Genomic DNA, 18,543 nt, shown 5'->3' with positions numbered 1-18,543 from the left:
AGGCGGTGATGGGCAACATCCGCCAGAACCTGTTCTTCGCCTTCGTCTACAACGCCGCCGGCGTGCCGGTCGCGGCCGGGGTGCTGTACCCGTTCCTGGGTATCCTGCTCTCGCCCGTCATCGCCGCCGCTGCCATGGCGCTGTCCTCGGTCAGCGTCATCGGCAACGCCCTGCGCCTGCGGACGGCCCGGCTCGATCCTTGAGGCTACGTGTCGGCCGAGCAGGGTCTGCGCGTGAGCATGATCGCGGCAGCACCATGGGTCCGCAGACCCGGCATGTGAGCCGCGCACGGGCCCCCGCGGCCTCGGGACGAAGCACAGAAAGGTGATCGTCCCCTCGCTCGCACCGGCCGGGGTCAATCTTGAACGGCGTGTGAGGCCAGGCCACCTGACGGGCCGCGCCTACGGATGGGCGCCCTACGGAGAAGATCATGCCGCACCACGACACGACGGCCCTCTCGGGGGTCATTCAGCACGTTTTTGCCCATCGCTTCACGGTGGAGGCCGGCGGCGGGACGCATCTGGCCGATCTCGGCCCTAAGGGAGCGGAGGCCTTCCCGCTCGTGGCGGGCCTGCATGTGGACATCGAGGGCGAGCGTCGCCCGTCCGAGATCAAGGTGACGCGGATCGCAGCCGAGAGCCGGGAACCCGTGCACATCCAGCATAAGAAGCCTTGTCACCCGCCTGGCGATAAGCGACCGGACATGCCGGCCGACCCATCGCGCGTGCTGGAGGCGGTGAAGGCCGCGGGCTGGACCCCGTCGGGGGACCTTCGCCGCAAGCCGAAGCACTTCGAAGTTCTCGCGCGCCAGGCTGGCGGGGCGTGGGCCGAGCTTCACGTGGATTTCGGCGGGACGATCTACAAGAACAAGTCACCCGATCCTACGAAGTGGGCCGCTGCCCTGGCCTAACGGCTTCGACGGGGCGGCGCACGTGCGCCGCCCCGTTCAGAGTTCGTCCTGCCGCCGACGGCCGGGGATCACGCGTTCGGGCGGGCGGCGCTTATCCGGCCCTCGGCTTGGTCCGGACCGCAACGATGGAAGCGACATCCCTCCGCCGGTCAATTTTTCCGGCGTGATATGGCCGAGGCAACGGCCTCCAAGCGGCACCGTTCGTCGCAACGAGGGCCTCCTGAACGGCCCCATGTCCGGAATTCACCCCAGTCCGGCCAGCGGCGACCTAGCTCCGGGTCGACCTCACCTCCGTTCACCGCGGCGGAATCCTCCCCGCTCCGGAGGCGACAGGTTCGGCGTCGGCGGAACCGGCGCCGCGGCGGGCGAAGGCGGTCAGCACCAGTCGGTCCGGCCCTTCCTCAGCCAGAAGTGACTCTGGCATCCCACTTGACGCCAGACGCTCGGCGTCAGCGACGCGGTCCCGTCCCAGTGTCGGCGGATGCGCCAGCCCGGCCGGTCGCCGGGAACGAGCGAGAGCTTGATCGTCTCGCCGCAGCCGCACGGGCACCCGAAGGCCGCGAACCACTGATGGCCATCCTCACCCACGACGTAGACCGTGCGAGGCGCGGGCGTATCGGGCTCCTCGTCGACGAAATCCACGGTGTGACGCCCGAGGCGGCGGGCGACCCAGGACAGGGACGCCCGGAGCAGCGTAACGGGAAGTCCCGCCATCACGCCGCCCTCATGAGCATGTCGAGATGCGGTCGGTTCAGGAACGGCCTCATGTCGCCTCGACCGAGGTATCGCGCGAGCGCGTCGTCCGTGCCCTCTTCCGGCGCGAACTGCCAGAACCCGGCCGTCAGGCTTAGGGTCTGGACGGCGAAATCGCCGTTCGGGTCGAGCCGCGACGGATGCAACCTCAGCAGCAACTCGACCACCGCGAGGCTGGAGAACAGGCCGTTCACCGCACCCACGGCCGGCCGCTCCTGCGGCACGCCGCGGATGTAGCCGCGCGCGAGGCGGTCCTCGTAGGCCGCGGGGTCCTGCCTCCTCAGGCTTTCGGCCTCAAGCATCCCGTCCGTGTAGAGACCGCGTCCCCGGAGGCTGGAGCGCCCCGGCTGCAGGTAGTGGACCGACCCGCAGATCTGGTCGATGCCACCCTCGCCATCGGCGTCGAGCATCACCCCGATGTCCAGGTAGGCCAGGACGTAGAACGTCGCGAGGCGATTCAGCAGGTCGCGGCCCTCGACCCCGTCCATGCACCCGAACACGACGTCGCAGGTCGAAACGGCCCTGAGCGCGTCCGGTCGGGACAGGTCGCAGGGAAAGGCCTCCACCCTCGCACCGAGCCCGAGGCGTTCGACGAAGGCCGCCAGAACCTCCACCTTCGGCCGACCCACGTCGGCGAGCGTCGTGTTGACGATGCGGTTGAGGTTCTTGTCCTCGACCAGGTCGGGGTCGACCAGCACGATCTCGCCGACGCCGAGGCGGGCGATCTGGTCAACGACCGGACCGCCGGTCCCGGAGCACCCCACGACCCCGACGCGGAGGTGCCGCATCGCCTCGAACGTCGCGCGTCCGAAGGCTTGGGCGTGCCGCCGCGCGAACTCGGGAACGGCCTGGGCGGCGTGAACGGGGGGCCGGTGGAAGCGGAGGTCATCGCCGACGACGCCGACGTGGTCGAGCGGCGCGTGCGTGCCGTCCTCGCCATGGGCCCGGGCGATCATCGTCCCGTCCGGGACCATCACCGCGCTGAGGTGCGGCTGGCCGTCGTCGACCCAGGCATGGACCCCGCCGAACAGGTCGGCATCCGCGGCGTCGTCCACCTCGCTGAAGCGCAGGTCGCCGCCCGGATGGCTGTGGACCTTGGCCACGGCCATGCCGCGCTTCGCCGCCTCCGCGAGCAGGGGCTCCAGGTAGGCGGTCGGCCAAGTCACGCGCCTGTCGGTGCGCTCGCAGGCATGGTGCGGGATCGGGACGATCCGGTTCACGACGAATTTCGTCCGTCCGGGCGAGGCGGCGCGCCCGCAGAGCATCAGGGCGACCGCCTCGCGGCCGTCGCCGGGGAAGAGGTGGGCGCAAAGCGCGGCGTGTTGCGCGCCGGTCAGGGCGAGGGTGGTGCGCATGTCAGGCGGCCCCCACTTCCTTGGCGAGGCAATGCTCGACCAGCGCGAGGTGCGTGCCGATGTCGTCGACGTCCGGGCGCCAGGGGTTCTCGCCGGTGCGGTGACGCGACCAACCCTGCCAGTGCTTGCCCTCGAAGGTGTCCCCGACCAGGGCGCGGATCGGAACCCCGTCGGCCCGGGCGAGCGGGGGGTGGAAGTAGAACATGTCGATCTGAGTCGAGGGATACCCCGGCAGCAGGCGCAGCATCAGGTCCGCCTTGGCCGGGGCGTACCCGGTGCGGACGGGATAGTCGCGGACGACGACGCGGGTGGCGCCCGCCTCCTGGATCGCCTCCCAGCGGTGGCCGGCCGCGTCGAGCGTCTCCTCGTCGCCTTCGGGAAGCGCGAAATCCCGGCGGCGGGGGAGCGGCTGCTCCCCCTCCGTCTGGTCGAGCGGCAGGGTGACGAAGCGCTCCTCGCCGCTGTCGCTCACGTGCACGACCTCGTCGAGGCCGATGCGCTTCAACTGGGCGCCGACCTTCTGGAAAATCTTCCAGCGATCCGGGTGCGCCTTGCCCGCGATAACGAGCAGGTCTCGGCCGGTGAGGTCCGGCAGCGGGTTCTCGTAGCTCTTCTTGTCGATGCGGAAGCCGTAGACCTTGACCGCGCGGACGCCGTCCTCGTCCGTGCGGGGGGCGTCGTCGTCGTGGTGGCCGTGGTTCTCGTTGGTGTTCATCCCGTTGCCTTTCGATCATCCCGGGAAGCCATCCTTCCCGGCCCGTCGAGGGGTTGATCGAAAGGGGCCGGCCAAGCCGGAAACGGCCGGGCCAAGTTTTTTTCGGCCGCGGGCCGAGCAGTCTGTTAGGGGCTCCGGGCCGCGCTACCGGCCCCACGCCAGGGGTCGCCGCACCACCGCCGAGCCGCCGGGAAGGCCGGGGCAGGCGAAGTGATGCGGGCAGCGCGGGCAGCGGGATCCCACGCTCGGGGCGAACAGTCCCGCCCCGATGCCGGACATGTGAGCGACGACGGCGGCACGAAGCTCGTCCCGCTTCTTCGGCGGGATCTCCACCGGTTGCCGGCTGCCGCCGGTGAGATGCACCGCCTCGACCACAACGGGTTCGCCGAACGTCACCTCCGCCGCGGCATCCAGGACGATGTACTCGATCTCCTTCAGCAGCGCCGACGGTGCCTTCCTCGTCGCGACGCGGCGCACGACGAGGCGTCCGTCCGCGTTGCGGACCACGTCGTGCGCCCTGGAAAGGACGCTTCCTCCCGCAACGGCCAGGCTCAAGGCCTCGGGAGGCAGCCTGCCTTCCTCGTCACGCAGGCCGAGGAGGAACCGCAGCATCTCGTCCGCGATGGTCCTGTAAGCCTCGGCGTGCCCGTGGTCGACCGGGCCGTGCTCGGTCCAGGCCGCGGCGAAGGCCTCGCCGAAGCCCTCCGGCTCAGCGCGCCCGGCGTCGAAGTTGCGGTCGAGCCAACGGACCGTCTCCGCCACGGCGTTGTGCATCCGCATGTACGGCGTCTCGTCGCGGCGTCCGCCCAGGCCGAGCAGGTAGGTGTAGAGGAAGCGCAGCCCGCATTTCCCGTAGGAATCGAGGTGCTGGTGGTCGAGCGCGAACGGCGTCTCCCATGTGATGGGAACGGCGGCCGGGCCGGATGGCGGCGGAGGCGACGGGAGCCGGACGAGTGCGGGCGGCCGGCCCAGCGTGGCGGCGATCCGGGCGTTGTAGTCGGACGGGTTCCGCTTCTTGGTCCCGCCGGCCATCATGGTGGACCGGTAGAGGCGCAGGTCGTCTCGCGCGCGGGAGAGCAGGACGAAGAAGAGGCAGGCCTCCTGCTCTTCGTGGCCCGTCAGGCAGGCCTGCGGGCCGGTGAGGCCGTCGCTGCCCTCGATCAGCGCGTCCGGCGGCGGGCAAGGCGGCGGCTTGGCCGTTCGCGGCAGGCCCGTCTTGATCATGCCGGGCGCATGGACGAGCTGGAACTCCAAGCCCTTGCAGGCGTGGATCGTCATGATGCGCACCGCGTCCAGTTCGAGGGCGGCGTCCGGGACGTGCCTGAGCGATTTCTCCTCGCCGAGGACGACCAGCCTCTTGATCCGGCGGAGCGCCTCGAAGGTCGGGAACTGACCCTCGACCGGCAATGACCGCAGGAAGTTCAGGAATTGCCAGATCGCAATGCCCGCCATCCGTTCGGGCAGGGTACCTGAGGCCGCGATCCTCCGGCCGATGCCGAGCCGGTCCAGCACCAGCGCGCTCGCGATGCGCCACGGAGGCGTCCGATCCGCGAAGCCCCCGCAGACCTCTCGCAGGCGCCGCAGCGGCGCCGTCGCCGAGGGGCCGAGGCCGGGGATGGCGTCGGCGGCGGCCAGCCAGTCGAGGGGCGGCCCTGAAGCGTCCCTCAGATGGGCGGCGACCGCGGCGACGTCGCCGAGCTCCATCTCGAACCCCGGCATCGTGGCGACGCGGACGAGCGTTGCGGCGCGGGGATCGTGGAAGAGTGCGAGCAGGCAGAGCAGCTCCTTCACCTCCGGCCGTTCGAACAGCGGCCCGAGGTAGAGGACCGGTACGTCCCGGGCGATCAGGCCTGCGGCGAACTCCGCGAGGCGGTCGTTGGTCGTGCACAGGACCGCCTGTTCGCGGTAGTCCACCCCCGCAGCCTTCGCCTGCGCCGCGGAGGCGGCCACCAGCGCGACCTCGTCGTCGGGGGTGCCGGCGTCGTGCAGCACCGGTTTGAGGCCGGACGCCCCCCTGTCGGGGGCTAGGCCGAGCGCGCCGAGCGGGCGGAAGGCGTCGACGCTCGCGGCGAAGCTCGTGAAGGTGTCGATGATCTCCTTGCGCGACCGGTAGTTGACGTCGAGCGCCCCGAGGGTCGCCCCGGGATAGTGCGCCCGGAACGCGGCCATGCTGGCCGAGGTGGCGCCCCGGAACCGGTAGATCGATTGGCGGGCGTCGCCGACGACCCACAGCCGCTCGCCCTCGTCGGCCGCCAGCGCCCGGATCAAGCGCACGGTGGCGAGGTTGACGTCCTGGTACTCGTCGACGAGCAGGTGGCGATGGCGGAGCGACAGCGCCTTGGCCACGTCGGGATGCTCGGCCGCAAGTCGCACGGGCCTCATGACGAGGTCACCGAAATCGAGGGCATCGGCCTCCGAGAGCAGCCTCTCGTAAGCCTCGTAGACGATGGCTTCCTCATGCGCCCGCGCCGCCCTCAGGCGCGTCGCGTCGTCCGTGGCGGCACGCTGCATCGCATCGGCCAATTCACGGTAGCGCACGTGGTCGACGAGTTCGTCCTTGGCGCGGGAAATGGCCGAGAGGATGTTCGAGAGATCCTGCACCGGGTCCCAGAGGTCCCGGTAATGCGCCAGCGGCAGGCTCGCCAGAACCCCCTCCAGCATCGTGATGGCCGTGGGCTTGTCGACGAGCTTCGGGCTCGCGCTTCGTCCGAGGCGTTCGTGGAAGCGGCGGATCACGTCCAGCCCGAACGCGTGGAAGGTGCCCGTCCAGACCGAGGCGGCCGCCTCGGGCCGCGACAGGGCGAGCCGATCCATCAGCTCGGCCGCCGCCTTGTTCGAGAAGGTCAGGACGAGGATTCCGTTCGGGTCGATCCCCTCGTCGACGAGGCTCTCGATCCTTCTGACCAACGTGCGGGTCTTGCCCGTCCCGGGCCCCGCCTGGAGCAGGTAGGGGCCGCCACGATGGGCGACCGCCGCATCCTGGCTCGGGTCCGGCCGCATCGTGGCCGCGGGGGCGGGGGCGGCGTCCGGCACGACGGGAAGCAGTAGCGCGTCCAGCAGTTGCTGGGTCACCACGTCCGGGCAGATGCCGAGCCGCCCGGCGATGTCGGCGACGCTCATCCCGTCTTGGTGATGGCGACGCGCGACGGCTCGCGGCAGCACCAGTTCGCGCGCGAACAGGTCGGCCTGGACCTCGCGGCGCTCCCCACGCCCGTAGTCGGCCAGCCGCTCGACGGCGATGCCGCTCTCGGAGGATCGGCTCGGGTCGGTATGCGTAGTGACGACGGGAGCGGTCCCGCCGTGCATCACCACGTGCCCGAGCTCATGTCCGAGCAGGAGCGCATCGCCTCCGGGGGTGCCCGTCTCGCCGTACAGGATGCCCTTCGACTTCGGGTCGAGCCGTGCCCGGCCTCCGTTCAGGGAGACGTCGCCCGCGTGGACGGGCTGGTGCCAGAGGCCGTGGCCCTCAATGGCCCGCACGGCAAGGTCGAACGGCTGCCAGGGATCGGCTCCCTCGGCGACCATCTCGGCATGGATGCGGGCGGCCTGCTTCCGCCCCGCCTCAATCGGATCCACGTTCGGCCTCTGCCATCGCGAGCAGACGCCGCCGTTGATCCGCCGTCAGGCCCGAGCTCGCCACCGCCTCCTCGAAAGTCTGCTTCACGCCGACCTCCGGCTTGCCGTCGGCCTTGGCCATCGTTCCGGCCGGCATGGATGCGGGGCGCTCCAACAGGGCGATGACCGTGTCGACGCCATGCCCGACCTCGTCCGCGATGTCCCTGGCCAGCGCCTTGGGGAAGGACGCGGCCTCGATAAGGCCATCCCGGACCTTGATCAGGAAGGCGGGTGTCACTCCGAGCCGGGCCGCGAGCCGTGGGAATGACGGGCCGGCGAAGCCCGCGAAGACGTCCGGCGAAGGCTCGACCACCGCGCCGGCCCGGGACTTCGCCGGGGGGCTGGCGATGCCTGCCTGGAAGCGAGCCCATGCCGACGACACGGTGCGCGCCGTCGCGGCGTCAGCCGCGGGGACCGGCCGCGAGGGTTCCAGCACCAACTCGACCGCAAGGTCGGTGAGCTCGCGGCGGAGGTCCGGGTACTCCTTCGTAAAGGCCTCCAACCGCTTCGGGGTGGGTTCGCCTTCCGCCGCGAAGGTCAGGAGGATTTCCTGCGCGCGGTGCGAGGGGCTGGTCGTCATCGTCTCTCTCCGAGTTCCCGACGCAGCGTCTCGTACGCATTCCTGAGGCGATAACGTACCGCCCGGTCCGAGACGCCGCAAAGCTTCGCTATGGTCTCCGTGTCCCCTCCCTCGATGCGGTGGCCTTCGAGGAAGAGGGCTACGGCTTCCCGCTGAAGGGGTGGCAGACGGTCGATCGCGCGAAGCAGCTCGTTCCGGAAATGTTCTTTTTCCTGTTCGGACCCGTCGGCGGCGAAGGCTTGGCTGATACGGTTCGTCAGGGCCGGGACGGCATCACCTTCACCGTCGCCCATGTCTTCGATGTGGTCGGTCCCCTCCGCCCGGCTTTCGGAACGCCGCAGCACGCCGATGCGCAAGGCGGTCATGGCGCGGGCGAACCGCACCTCGAAGAAATCCAGCTTGATGCCCGGAGACTGCCTGTCCTCGACGAGGAGATCGACGAGGCGGTTGACGACCTCGGTCCGCAACTCCTCCGCGTCGTAGCGGCGGCTGGTCCGGATCGAGCCCTTCAGGGAGCGCTCGACCCTCTCGATCAACACCTCGAACAGTCTCTGGAAACGGGTGTCCGTGTTGTCGTGGCGTGTCGAACGCAGCAGATGGACCAAGCATTCGCTCTCGACGTAGCCGGGCGCCTTGGGGTCCTCCGCCCGTGCCTCACGCACGATCCCATCCAGGTCGAGGGCGGCCAATCGGTCGAGGGCGGCTTCTATCGAAGGGGGGCGCACATACGACTCTCCCTTCTTGGTTCGTCGGTTGAGCGGGGGAGCCATCGCGAAGTCGGGATCAAGCCATGGAAACGGGGATCACCCAGCTCACGTGGCCACTTAGAGTGGCCGAAATTCGGCAGCGCCGACACGGTTGTGCAATGGCTTGGGGATCTTGCGCGCCGCCATGAACTCAATCGCCTTGGGATGTCGAGGAGCGGCATACCCGCTCCGGCGGGGACCGCGGGTTCGAGACGGCGGGCCTCGCATCGTCGGCACAAGACTCAGCCGATGATGGGCGCTCAAGGTGTCGCGGGCCGGCTCGGCGGAGTAGTCGCTTCCCCCATCCACATCAGGCTCATCCGAGGCGCGGGGGCACGGCGGCAACTCTCTTCCCCGAGCGCGACCGTGAGGCGTCCGCCTCATGCACGGGAGGGCGCAAACCGGCGCCCTCCCGACACGCGGTCTCCTACCGTCGCGGACTTGGCTCCCGCGGACCGCCGAGGGTGTGGACCCAAGGCCTTTCGGGTGGGCGCCGCGCCTTGGAGCCAACCAGCCTTTTGCGCTCCGACGGCGGCGGCAGGACCTTGACCGACGGGGGCCCGAAGAAGGCGAGTTGGACAGCCAGGGACGTGCCCATGGCGAGCTCCTGGTCGACCGCCGCCAGACGGAAGGTCCGCCCCGCCACCATCGCTTCGATCTGGCGCAGGTCGACGGGGTCGACCACTGCGGCGACCTCGAAACGGCCGCCGGAATCCTCGCCATCCAGGAACTCGATCCACTCGTCGGACCGGTAGGCGAGGCCGACGACCATCAGGTCGGCCCCGGCAATCTTCGTCGGCGGATACAAGGGTTCGGGCACCCCCGGGCCGACGGCCGACGCGCCCGCGTCACCGGGCGTCTCCCGCGCTTCGCGTGCGGGATCTCGATCATGCTTCGTGTTCAATGACAGCTCCGCGCTGGCGACGCACAGCCGGTCGATGCCTGGCGGCTGGCGTCGTTCGAGCCGGAGCGGAACGGGGACTCTTGCCAAGGGCGGTGGGAGATGCGAATCCACTGCCCATGCGCCGAAGCGCCCGTTTCCGCCCTCGGCGGTTCGGGGTTGCTGACCGGGGTGCCTTTGGCCTCGTGAGGGCGCACCCCGGTCGATGGATCGCAAGGAGGCGTGTGTGGGCGGCTACCCGCACACGCCTACCTGCGCGACGGCGGTTCCGGAACTTTCATTCCCTTACTCCTGGTCGGCTCGGGCCGACGCGGCCCGGGCAGCGCCTTGTACCGCGAGCACGGCCCTGGGAGTCAAGTCTGACCACCGCCTTTTACTGCAGGATCGGCCTGCGATCTGGCATGATCGCGAGATGATGCTCGATTGAAGCAGGATATCAGAGTGGCGTCGAAGCATTCCAAGGATTGAATAGCCTATTCTTTCGGATTTGATCTTGAAATATGAAAAAGCTCAATCCAGGCAGTCACTTATACAGAATGCCCGATCAAAGAGGCGACGGAAGGAGCAACGACGCAATCCTTGCCCCTGCTCCGGCAATCCTTCGCTGGCGGGTGGAGGAAACCGCGGGCAGGCTTGGCACCGCCGCGCCGACCTCAAGGGCGATCCGCGTGTCGGAAGCGGGGCGGCCCATGGTGCGCGATGTGGGTTGAGTCGGCCGCCGGTCCCATCCGGCCCAAGTATCGAGGCGGCCTGGGCGACGGTGGTACATAGCCGTCTCCGGAGCGGCCGGTGCCGCGCGAAAGCGTCATGTCCGGGTGGATGCCGGGCCCGCGCTTAGCCCTGCGGGCCGTCGACCGGGGGCATGCCTTCCCCGAGCGGGGATATTTTTTCCGCCTGGTGGTTGCCGGACACCGTCCCGGTAATGGCCGACGCAATATCTCCGCTTTCCCACCCCTTAGTACCGCACCGGAGCAATCCAGAGCAAAAGGGGGCCGCCAATACAATGGCGGCCCTTGGCCTTTGCGACCGACGCAGATCACTCCTTCCGCGCCTGCGCCCGATTACCTCGGGGACGATGGCAGCAAGGCGGCACCAGGAAAAGCCTTTGATGACCTCCTGGGCGAAGCCGCGGAGTGGGCAAAGAAGGAGCACAGCCCCTGATTTTATATTAGGATCGCCTAAATAAGATAAGGCTGACATTCTGGGATACGGACCGATGGACGTAGCGACTCCGACCGACCTGATGCGCCTGCAGGACAAGGCCGCCGACGCGGCCCGCCTGCTCCGCCTCCTCGCCAACGAGAAGCGGTTGCTCATCCTGTGCCTGCTGGTCGCCCGCGGCGAGATGGACGTGACCAGCCTCGCCGGGGAGGTCGAGCTCAGCCAATCGGCCCTGTCGCAGCACCTCGCCAAGCTGCGCGAGGATGGGTTGGTCGCGTTCCGGCGCGAGAGCCAGACGATCCACTACCGCCTTGAGGACCCCAGGGCCGCGCGGGTGCTGGCGACCCTCAAGGACATCTTCTGCCCGGAGCTCGGCTGACCGGTCTCAGCCCGGGAGGATCTCCGCCTCAAGCCCCGGGCGATCCGTCCGGTTGCGCAGCCGCAGGCTCAGGCCACTCCGGCGGGACGCCATCTCGGCGATGGCGAGGCCGAGACCGCTACCCGTCTCGCTCTTGTGTCGCCCACGGAAGAACCGTGTCGTGACGTGGGGCAGTTCCTCCTCCGGAATGCCCGGTCCCTCGTCGCGAACGACGATGCCCTCGCCATGCGGCCGCGCGCCCCAAGCCACCGTGCCGGTCACCATGTGCTGCACGGCGTTCTCGTGCAGATTTCGGACGGCGAGGCGCAGGCCTTCCGGGTCGGCCAGCAGCGTGTAGCCCCGTAGCCCCGGATCGATTTGGGTCCGGACCCCGGGAGGCGTCCGCATCCCCTCCACGGTCTCCGTCACCAGTGCGCCGACGTCGACCTCCGCCAGGGAGGGCGCCTCCCCTGCGGCATCGAGCTGGGCGGCGTCGAGCAACTGGCGGACGAGGCGCGTGGTCCGGTCGACGGCCGCAAGGATCTGTCTCAGCGCCGCCTTCGCCACGTCCGGGTCGGTGGCGGCCATGGCGACCTGGGCCTGGACCTTGAGGCCGGCGAGCGGTGTTCGCAGTTCATGCGCGGCGAAGGCCGTCACTTCCCGTTCGTGCCGGCGGGCCGATTCGACCTTGAGGAACAGCCCGTTCAGGGCGTCTGCCAGGGGACGCACCTCCGCCGGCGTCCGATTTGTGTCGATCGCACTCATGTCGTCGGCGCCGCGACCCGCGAGGTCCCGCGCCATCAGCCGCAAGGGACGCAAGCCCCGACCGAGGCTCGCCCAGATCAGCATGCCGAGCAACGGAACCATCAGGATGGCGGGTGTGACCAGGCCCATGATGAGGTCAGTGACGAGGCGCTCGCGGAGGCCAAGACGATCACCCACCATGACCCGCACACCTCTCTCGGCATCCTCCACGGTGAACACCCGCCAGGTCTCGCCGTCGACCTCGCGCTGCGAGAAGCCGGCCGGCGCGTCGGTCAGGCGGCGCTCCGGGGCCCCGGTCGACCGCGCTACCATGCGCCCGTCGAGCGACCAGATCTGGCAAGAAAGCTGCCGCTCGTAGGCCGTCGGGGCCGGGAAGGTTCGGGGTGCCCCGTCCGGGCCAGCGCTCCCAACCGCACCCACCAGGGAACTGACCATGCGGGCGGCTTCCTGCAGGCGGTTGTCGAGGACCTGCTCCACCTCGCGCTTCGAGCCGAGATAGATCCAGGCGACCGCGCTGAGCCAGATCAGGCCGGTGGCGAGGACGAGGATGGCGAAAAGCCTGACGCGTAGCGACCTCATGCGAGTGCCCTCATCCGGTATCCGAGACCTCGGACCGTCTCGATGGCGTGCTTGCCGATCTTGGCACGCAGGTTGTGCACGTGGACCTCGACCGCGTTGCTCTCGACCTCCTCCTGCCAGCCGTAGAGCCGCTCCTCCAGTTCGACCTTGGAGCGAAGCACGTTAGGTCGTTCCATGAGGGCCGCCAGAACCATGACCTCGCGCCGGGAGACGGCGACCGGCACACCGTCGACGGTGACGGCAAGGCTGCCGGGGTCGAGCCGAATTCCGCCGTGCTCCAGGAGCGCGGCGGCCCGACCCGAGGCCCTCCGGACGACGGCACGGATGCGGGCGGAGAGCTCGTCGAGGTCGAAGGGCTTGCCGAGGTAGTCGTCGGCGCCATCGTCGAGCCCGGCGATCCGGTCGGTCACGGCGTCCCGGGCCGTCAGCAGGACGACCGGCGTCCGGTCGTTCCGGCGGCGAAGCCCCCGCAACACGTCGAGGCCGGAGCCGTCGGGCAGCATCAGGTCGAGCACGATGGCCGAGAACGCGCTCGTGGCGAGCGCCGCCTCGGCGTCGGCGCAGGTTGCGACGCAATCGACCGTCGCCCCGCCCAGGCCCAAACCAGCCCTGAGACCGTCCGACAGGATGGTGTCGTCCTCGACGACGAGGATGCGCATGCGTGTCTCCCTTTACGGCCCCCATCCTCCGGGCCCCGCTTAAGCCTGGCTTAAGCTGCGTTTCCGACCCGCGGCGGGCCGATCCGATCCCGGACCCTGCCCATGCCGAACGTTTTCACCCACCTTATCCTCGCTGCCCTGCTCTGGACCGGCTCCTCGCTGTGGTCACCGGGGCAGTGCCGCGAGCCCGGTGCGCGGCCGACGCCCTTCACCGTCGATGCGGCTCGCGACCCAGACCTCTCGCTGCGCCTGCGATGGACCATCGCCCCCGGCACCTACCTCTACCGTGACAAGATCGCCGCCACCGACGCGAGCGGCAGGGAGCTTCCTGTCAGCACCCAGCTCGGCGAGACCAAGGATGACCCCAACTTCGGGCCGACGGAAGTCTATCACGGCGCGACGGAGGCCATCGTGCCGGGTGCGGCTCTCGCGGGGGTGCGCGAGGTGCGCGTCACCTATCAGGGCTGTGCCGAGAAGGGCATCTGCTACCCGCCGATCAACAAGGTCATCGAGGTCCCCGCGCTAGGTCCGCAGGCGACCGCGACCGCCGCGACGCCGGCCACGGACGCGCAGGCCGAGCCCGCGAGCGGCCTGCTCTCGGGCCATCTCGCGGGCGTCCTGGCGACCTTCCTCGGGCTCGGCCTGCTCCTGGCCTTCACCCCGTGCCTGCTCCCGATGGTCCCGGTGCTGGCCGGCATGCTGGCCCGGTCCGGGGAGCGGCTCTCGGCCGGACGAGGTTTCGTACTCTCCGGCACATACGTGATCGCGATGGCGCTGGCCTACGGGACGCTCGGCGTGGCGGCGGCATGGTCCGGGCGCAACCTTCAAAACGCACTCCAGACTCCCGCCGCGCTTGGACTGCTCGCCGCAGCCTTCGCCGCCCTGGCCCTGTCGATGTTCGGCGTGTTCGACCTGGCGCTGCCGTCCGGCGTCGCCGGCCGGCTGTCACGCCTGAACGGAGGCAAGCTTGGCGCGCTCGGCGCCGCCGCTGTCATGGGCTTCACCTCCGCCCTGATCGTCGGGCCCTGCGTGACGCCGCCACTCGCCGCGGCCCTCCTCTATGTCGCCCAGACCGGCGACGTGGCGCGCGGCGCCGCCGCCCTGTTCGCGCTCGGCCTCGGCATGGGCCTGCCGCTGATCGCATTCGGGACGTTCGGGGCGGGTATCCTGCCGAAGTCAGGCCCTTGGCTGGTCGCGGCCAAGCAGGCCTTCGGCGTAGTCTTCCTCGCGTTGGCCATCACCATGGTTTCGCGCCTCGTGCCGTCCGAGGTCTCCCTCGTGCTCTGGGGCGCGCTGGCGATCGGCGTCGGCGTGTTCGTCGGGGCGTTCGACGTCCTCAGGGCGGGTGCCGCGGGCCGGCTAAGCAAGGTCGCCGGTATCGTTGCCGTGACCTACGGCTGCGCCCTCGTCGTCGGCGCCGCGGGCGGCGGGACCGACCCGCTCCGGCCGCTCGCAGGCTTCGGCCCGTCGCGAGCGGTTCACGTCGAGGAGAGCCGGTCTGTCTCCTCCGTCCCGGCTTTCGAGGCCGCCCTCGCGGCGGCCCGTGCCGCGGGCAAGCCGGTGCTCGTCGAGTTCGCCGCCGACTGGTGCAGCGTCTGCAAGACCAACGAACGGACGGTCCTGGCTGACCCCGGCATCCGGGCGAGGCTGAGGGCCGTCTCGGTCATCCGCGCCGACGTCACCCGCGACGACGACGCCACCCGCGCCCTGATGCGGCGCTTCGAGGTGGTCGGACCGCCGACCCTCATCCTGATGCGCCCCGACGGCGGCGAGGTCCGCGAGGCCCGCACCGAGGGCGAACTCACGGTCGAGGACCTGAAGCGCCGCCTCGCCCTCGTCGGCGCCTGAGCCCCCCTTTTCGACAAACCAAGTTTCACGGAGACCACCATGGACCGCAGGACCCTGCTCGCCCTTATGCCCGCCGTCGCGCTCGCGCCTGCCCTGTTGTCGCTGGCGCCCCCCATCGAGGAGGCCTTCGCCCAGGGCGTCGACCCCAACGCCATCCTCAACGACCCGGAGGTGCCGGTCTCGGGCAACCCGAAGGGCGACCTGACCATCGTCGCCTTCCTCGATTACAACTGCCCCTTCTGCAAGAAGGCCGAGCCCGACCTCATCCGTCTGGTGAAGGCGGACGGGCGCATCCGCCTCGTCCACAAGGACTGGCCGATCCTCGGCGACGCCTCCGTCTACGGCGCCCAACTCGCCCTCGCGGCGAAGTACCAGGGCCGCTACGACGAAGTGCACCGCGCGCTCATGGGGATTCCGGGCCGCAAGATCCCGAAGGAGCGGATGCTGGAGGCGGTGGCCGCCTCGGGCGTCGACGTCGCCCGCCTGGAAGAGGACCGGAAGGCGCACCAGGCCGAGATCGCGGCCCTGCTCCAGCGCAACCTCGACCAGGCGGACGCCCTGGGGCTCCAGGGAACGCCGGTCTTCCTGATTGGCCAACTCAAGGTCGCGGCGGCGCTCGATTACGACGGCTTCAGGCAGGCAGTCGCCCAGGCCCGAGCGCGGGGTCGCTCGTGATGCCGCGGCCCCTCCGCCTTACGACGTTGATCGCGCTCGCCTCGGCGCTCGGCGCCTGCTCGACCTCGCAGGGGGCTCCGGCCCCCGTCGCGGAAGCCCGGCCGCAGATCACCCCGGAGGTCTTGCGCCGGTACGCCGCCGTCACGGACGAACCCTTCCCGGTCGAGGCGGTCGACCCGCGCGACCTCAAGGCTCGCAACGTCCGCCAGTTGGTCGACTACCCGTCAAAGGAGCTGCCCGGCACCCTCGTCGTCGATCCATACAAACGCTTCCTCTTCCTCGTCATGGAGGGCGGCAAGGCGATGCGCTACGCGGTCGGGGTGGGCAAGGCCGGATTCGAGTTCACCGGCGAGGCGACCGTGGCGCGCAAGGCGTCCTGGCCGCGCTGGACGCCGACGCCCGACATGCTCCGGCGTGATCCGGAGCGGAACGGGCGCTGGGCCGGCGGCATGCCGGGCGGCGACAGGAACCCGCTCGGCGCCAGGGCGCTCTACCTGTTCAAGGACGGCAAGGACACGCTGTACCGTATCCACGGCACGACGGAACCATCGAGCATCGGCGAGGCGGTGTCCTCGGGATGCATCCGCATGCTGAACCAGGACGTGATCGACCTGCACCGGCGCGTCCCCACCGGCACGAAGGTGGTGGTGCTCGGGTCCCGAGGCACCGTCCACGCCGCACGGCCAAAAGCGCCGGAGACGACGGGCAGCCTCGGGAACGGCGCATCCTCCGGACCGAAGCCGGACGACGGCCTCGATCATGCGGGGCTCGACAACCTATCGCGCAGCGCGTCGGAAGCACCCGAGCCTCCGGCCTATGACGGGGAGGCGGACGATGACGGTCTTTAGGAGCCTGATGATCGCGGTCGTGCTTGCGACCCTGGGCGTAGGGGCCGCCCATGCCGGCCCGGAAGCGCCGGCCGGGTACTACGCCGACCAGAAGGTGGTCTACCACAACGACGGCGGCCCCGACGGAGCCGCCTACTTCAAGCGCCTGCTCGGCAATCTGCGCAACCACGTCGAGACCGTGGGCAAGACCCACGTTGAGATCCGCGTGGTGAGCCACGGCGACGGGGTCGGGCTCTTCCAGTCGGCCGCGAGCGACAGGGAGCTCGCCGCCCGTATCGATGCCCTCAAGGGGATGGGCGTTCGGTTCCTCGTCTGCGGCCATACCCTGCGCGAGCGGAAGATCGACCGCAACACGCTCTACGGCGTCACCGAGGACGAAGTGGTGCCGAGCGGTGTCGCCGAACTGGCGCGGCTGCAGGGCATGGGGTTCGCCTACATCCATCCCTGAGTTGGTCGAACGGGAGACGGCGAGCCTCCCGTCGGCATCGATGCCACGCCAACGATGGCGTCCGCCCAAAGGCGAAGGCGCCCGTGCGCCACCGCACCCCCTCTGCGCGTCCCAATCCAGGCCGTCGGTTTCACGCTTGCCATTCCATTAGATGATGCTAAATAAGAGTTATCTAATGTTCTGGTTTGGCAGGGGAGGACGTCCCTTGCGCCCCGCCGGGCATCCCCCGGACCACCGTTTGGGAGCGACCACCATGGACGGCTTCACGCCTGTCAGCGCCCTCGCCGGCGGTGCCTTGATCGGCACCTCCGCGGCCCTGTTCCTGCTCCTCAACGGACGGATCGCCGGCATCAGCGGCATTCTCGGCGGCCTCCTAACCCCGCCATCTCGCGAGACGGGCTGGCGCGCCGCCTTCGTGGCAGGACTCGTCCTGGCGCCGTTCGCCTACGCCGGCCTGGGTGGCAGCCTGCCGCCGCTGACGGTGGATGCCTCGTTCCCGCTGCTCGTGGTCGCCGGTCTGCTGGTCGGGTTCGGATCGCGCCTCGGTGCCGGCTGCACGAGCGGCCACGGTGTCTGCGGCATCGGCCGTGGCTCGCCCCGCTCCGTGGTCGCCACCGGCACCTTCATGGCCGTCGCCATCCTGACCGTCCTCGTCGTGCGCCATCTCGTCGGAGCCTGAGCCATGGCCAAGACCGCCTCCGCCTTCGCCGTCGGTCTCCTGTTCGGCCTCGGCCTCCTCGTCTCCGGCATGGCTGATCCGGCCAAGGTTCTCGCCTTCCTCGACGTGACCGGGCGCTGGGACCCGAGCCTCGCCTTCGTGATGGCTGGCGCCGTCGCGGTCTCGGCGACGGGCTATTTCGTGGCGCGGCGCCGTGGGCGGCCGTTGCTCGCCTCCCGGCTTGAGATCCCGACCCGGCGCGACCTCGACCCGCGCCTGATCGCCGGCGCCGCGGTGTTCGGTCTCGGCTGGGGCCTCGCCGGCCTGTGCCCGGGGCCCGCCCTCACCCTGCTGACGGTCGCACCGGCGCAAGCTGTGACCTTCGTCGTCGCCATGGTCGTCGGGATGCTGGCGTTTCACCTTCTTCCGGCGGCAGCCCCGAAGCCGGCGGTCCAGGGAGCCGACGCATGACGCCCGGCCTGCTGACATCCGGCCTCGCGGCCGGCTCGGGCGGGGTCGTCGGCCTGATCCTCGGTCTCGTCGGCGGGGGCGGCTCGATCCTGGCGGTCCCGCTCCTGACCTACGTCGTCGGCGTGTCCTCGCCACACGTGGCGATCGGCACCAGCGCCCTGGCGGTGTCGGTCAGCGCGGCCGGCAACCTCGTCCCGCAATGGCGGGCGGGGAACGTGAAGTGGCGCTGCGCGGCGGCATTCTCGGTCGCCGGCGTCCTCGGCGCGCTGGCCGGCTCGGTCGCTGCGAAGGCGGTCGACGGGCAGAGCCTCCTGGCCCTGTTCGGTGTCGTGATGCTCGTGGTCGGGGGCCTGATGCTGCGCAAGCGGCGCGGTGACGGCGACCCCGAGGTGCGCCTGACGAAGGCCAACGCCCCGGTACTCCTGCCCTGGCTGCTCGGCATCGGGTTCGCGGTCGGCCTGTTCTCCGGCTTCTTCGGCATCGACGTCGCCAGCATCA

19 protein-coding genes are annotated in these 18,543 nt (G+C 70.0%); 10 read left to right on the top strand and 9 right to left on the bottom strand.

The annotated features are described in order from the left end of the window. Positions 1–203: hypothetical protein (locus tag AX737_RS19225; RefSeq protein WP_156453840.1), on the top strand; the 203-nt coding region annotated here is incomplete at its 5' end. A gap of 227 nt (positions 204–430) precedes the next feature. After that, the gene (locus AX737_RS19220) at positions 431–910 is read left to right on the top strand and encodes a hypothetical protein (RefSeq protein WP_003596984.1); all 480 of its coding nucleotides are present in this window, start codon (positions 431–433) and stop codon (positions 908–910) included. A 375-nt stretch (positions 911–1,285) separates the two neighbouring features. Here the strand turns inward: AX737_RS19220 and AX737_RS19215 are convergent, their stop codons facing one another. The 7 genes from AX737_RS19215 to AX737_RS19185 form a co-directional block, all read right to left on the bottom strand. Next, a complete protein-coding gene (locus AX737_RS19215; protein WP_003596985.1) occupies positions 1,286–1,624 on the bottom strand; it encodes a DUF6527 family protein in 339 nt (112 codons plus the stop codon). Further along, positions 1,624–3,018, bottom strand: a complete 1,395-nt coding sequence (locus tag AX737_RS19210) for a ThiF family adenylyltransferase (protein ID WP_003596986.1) — start codon at positions 3,016–3,018, stop codon at positions 1,624–1,626. Before AX737_RS19210 ends, AX737_RS19215 begins: the two co-directional genes overlap by 1 nt. Before the next feature lies 1 nt (position 3,019). Next, positions 3,020–3,733, bottom strand: a complete 714-nt coding sequence (locus tag AX737_RS19205; protein WP_003596987.1) for a multiubiquitin domain-containing protein — start codon at positions 3,731–3,733, stop codon at positions 3,020–3,022. A gap of 144 nt (positions 3,734–3,877) precedes the next feature. Then, positions 3,878–7,309, bottom strand: a complete 3,432-nt coding sequence (locus AX737_RS19200) for an ATP-dependent helicase (RefSeq protein WP_012455886.1) — start codon at positions 7,307–7,309, stop codon at positions 3,878–3,880. After that, positions 7,296–7,928, bottom strand: a complete 633-nt coding sequence (locus AX737_RS19195) for a hypothetical protein (RefSeq protein ID WP_012455887.1) — start codon at positions 7,926–7,928, stop codon at positions 7,296–7,298. The genes AX737_RS19200 and AX737_RS19195 overlap by 14 nt, the downstream gene beginning before the upstream one ends. After that, positions 7,925–8,617 (bottom strand): sigma factor-like helix-turn-helix DNA-binding protein, encoded by a 693-nt coding sequence (locus AX737_RS19190; protein WP_238230997.1) that lies wholly within the window; start codon positions 8,615–8,617, stop codon positions 7,925–7,927. The genes AX737_RS19195 and AX737_RS19190 overlap by 4 nt, the downstream gene beginning before the upstream one ends. 484 nt (positions 8,618–9,101) lie before the next feature. Continuing rightward, positions 9,102–9,578 (bottom strand): hypothetical protein, encoded by a 477-nt coding sequence (locus AX737_RS19185; protein WP_003596991.1) that lies wholly within the window; start codon positions 9,576–9,578, stop codon positions 9,102–9,104. Between the two features lie 1,213 nt (positions 9,579–10,791). Here AX737_RS19185 and AX737_RS19180 point away from each other — a divergent pair. Further along, the gene (locus AX737_RS19180) at positions 10,792–11,115 is read left to right on the top strand and encodes a metalloregulator ArsR/SmtB family transcription factor (protein WP_003596992.1); all 324 of its coding nucleotides are present in this window, start codon (positions 10,792–10,794) and stop codon (positions 11,113–11,115) included. A 6-nt stretch (positions 11,116–11,121) separates the two neighbouring features. Here AX737_RS19180 and AX737_RS19175 read toward each other — a convergent pair whose 3' ends face one another. Both AX737_RS19175 and AX737_RS19170 read right to left on the bottom strand, forming a co-directional pair. Next, positions 11,122–12,438: an ATP-binding protein gene (locus AX737_RS19175; RefSeq protein ID WP_003596994.1), complete on the bottom strand. Its 1,317-nt coding sequence runs from the start codon at positions 12,436–12,438 to the stop codon at positions 11,122–11,124. Further along, positions 12,435–13,097, bottom strand: a complete 663-nt coding sequence (locus tag AX737_RS19170; protein ID WP_003596996.1) for a response regulator — start codon at positions 13,095–13,097, stop codon at positions 12,435–12,437. Before AX737_RS19170 ends, AX737_RS19175 begins: the two co-directional genes overlap by 4 nt. 102 nt (positions 13,098–13,199) lie before the next feature. Here AX737_RS19170 and dsbD point away from each other — a divergent pair, with 102 nt between their 5' ends. From dsbD to AX737_RS19135, 7 genes are all read left to right on the top strand, one after another. Continuing rightward, positions 13,200–14,945 (top strand): protein-disulfide reductase DsbD, encoded by a 1,746-nt coding sequence (gene dsbD / locus AX737_RS19165; protein ID WP_003596998.1) that lies wholly within the window; start codon positions 13,200–13,202, stop codon positions 14,943–14,945. 39 nt (positions 14,946–14,984) lie between these two features. After that, positions 14,985–15,620 carry a DsbA family protein gene (locus tag AX737_RS19160; protein ID WP_003596999.1) on the top strand — a complete coding sequence of 212 codons (636 nt, stop codon included), beginning with the start codon at positions 14,985–14,987 and terminating at the stop codon, positions 15,618–15,620. Beyond that, positions 15,620–16,468, top strand: a complete 849-nt coding sequence (locus AX737_RS19155; RefSeq protein ID WP_003597001.1) for a L,D-transpeptidase — start codon at positions 15,620–15,622, stop codon at positions 16,466–16,468. Before AX737_RS19160 ends, AX737_RS19155 begins: the two co-directional genes overlap by 1 nt. Beyond that, positions 16,455–16,916, top strand: a complete 462-nt coding sequence (locus AX737_RS19150) for a DsrE family protein (RefSeq protein ID WP_003597002.1) — start codon at positions 16,455–16,457, stop codon at positions 16,914–16,916. The genes AX737_RS19155 and AX737_RS19150 overlap by 14 nt, the downstream gene beginning before the upstream one ends. Before the next feature lie 253 nt (positions 16,917–17,169). Further along, positions 17,170–17,595 carry a YeeE/YedE family protein gene (locus AX737_RS19145; protein ID WP_003597005.1) on the top strand — a complete coding sequence of 142 codons (426 nt, stop codon included), beginning with the start codon at positions 17,170–17,172 and terminating at the stop codon, positions 17,593–17,595. A gap of 3 nt (positions 17,596–17,598) precedes the next feature. Next, positions 17,599–18,045, top strand: a complete 447-nt coding sequence (locus AX737_RS19140) for a YeeE/YedE family protein (RefSeq protein ID WP_003597007.1) — start codon at positions 17,599–17,601, stop codon at positions 18,043–18,045. Further along, positions 18,042–18,543, top strand: a 502-nt coding sequence (locus tag AX737_RS19135; RefSeq protein ID WP_156453839.1) for a sulfite exporter TauE/SafE family protein, incomplete at its 3' end; no start/stop codon positions are given. The genes AX737_RS19140 and AX737_RS19135, both read left to right, overlap by 4 nt.

This window comes from Methylobacterium sp. CCH5-D2 (assembly GCF_001556475.1).
Lineage (GTDB): Bacteria > Pseudomonadota > Alphaproteobacteria > Rhizobiales > Beijerinckiaceae > Methylobacterium > Methylobacterium hispanicum.
Note: the sequence above shows the minus strand (reverse complement) of the source record. Positions and strands in the feature narration are given on the sequence as shown.

Excerpts from the sequence above, each read along its gene's own strand:
- AX737_RS19170 (WP_003596996.1), bottom strand. The coding sequence starts at position 13,097 with ATGCGCATCCTCGTCGTCGAGGACGACACCATCCTGTCGGACGGTCTC.
- AX737_RS19210 (WP_003596986.1), bottom strand. The coding sequence starts at position 3,018 with ATGCGCACCACCCTCGCCCTGACCGGCGCGCAACACGCCGCGCTTTGC.
- AX737_RS19155 (WP_003597001.1), top strand. The coding sequence starts at position 15,620 with ATGCCGCGGCCCCTCCGCCTTACGACGTTGATCGCGCTCGCCTCGGCG.
- AX737_RS19220 (WP_003596984.1), top strand. The coding sequence starts at position 431 with ATGCCGCACCACGACACGACGGCCCTCTCGGGGGTCATTCAGCACGTT.
- AX737_RS19195 (WP_012455887.1), bottom strand. The coding sequence starts at position 7,928 with ATGACGACCAGCCCCTCGCACCGCGCGCAGGAAATCCTCCTGACCTTC.
- AX737_RS19175 (WP_003596994.1), bottom strand. The coding sequence starts at position 12,438 with ATGAGGTCGCTACGCGTCAGGCTTTTCGCCATCCTCGTCCTCGCCACC.
- AX737_RS19160 (WP_003596999.1), top strand. The coding sequence starts at position 14,985 with ATGGACCGCAGGACCCTGCTCGCCCTTATGCCCGCCGTCGCGCTCGCG.
- AX737_RS19145 (WP_003597005.1), top strand. The coding sequence starts at position 17,170 with ATGGACGGCTTCACGCCTGTCAGCGCCCTCGCCGGCGGTGCCTTGATC.
- AX737_RS19150 (WP_003597002.1), top strand. The coding sequence starts at position 16,455 with ATGACGGTCTTTAGGAGCCTGATGATCGCGGTCGTGCTTGCGACCCTG.
- dsbD (WP_003596998.1), top strand. The coding sequence starts at position 13,200 with ATGCCGAACGTTTTCACCCACCTTATCCTCGCTGCCCTGCTCTGGACC.
- AX737_RS19205 (WP_003596987.1), bottom strand. The coding sequence starts at position 3,733 with ATGAACACCAACGAGAACCACGGCCACCACGACGACGACGCCCCCCGC.
- AX737_RS19215 (WP_003596985.1), bottom strand. The coding sequence starts at position 1,624 with ATGGCGGGACTTCCCGTTACGCTGCTCCGGGCGTCCCTGTCCTGGGTC.
- AX737_RS19180 (WP_003596992.1), top strand. The coding sequence starts at position 10,792 with ATGGACGTAGCGACTCCGACCGACCTGATGCGCCTGCAGGACAAGGCC.
- AX737_RS19140 (WP_003597007.1), top strand. The coding sequence starts at position 17,599 with ATGGCCAAGACCGCCTCCGCCTTCGCCGTCGGTCTCCTGTTCGGCCTC.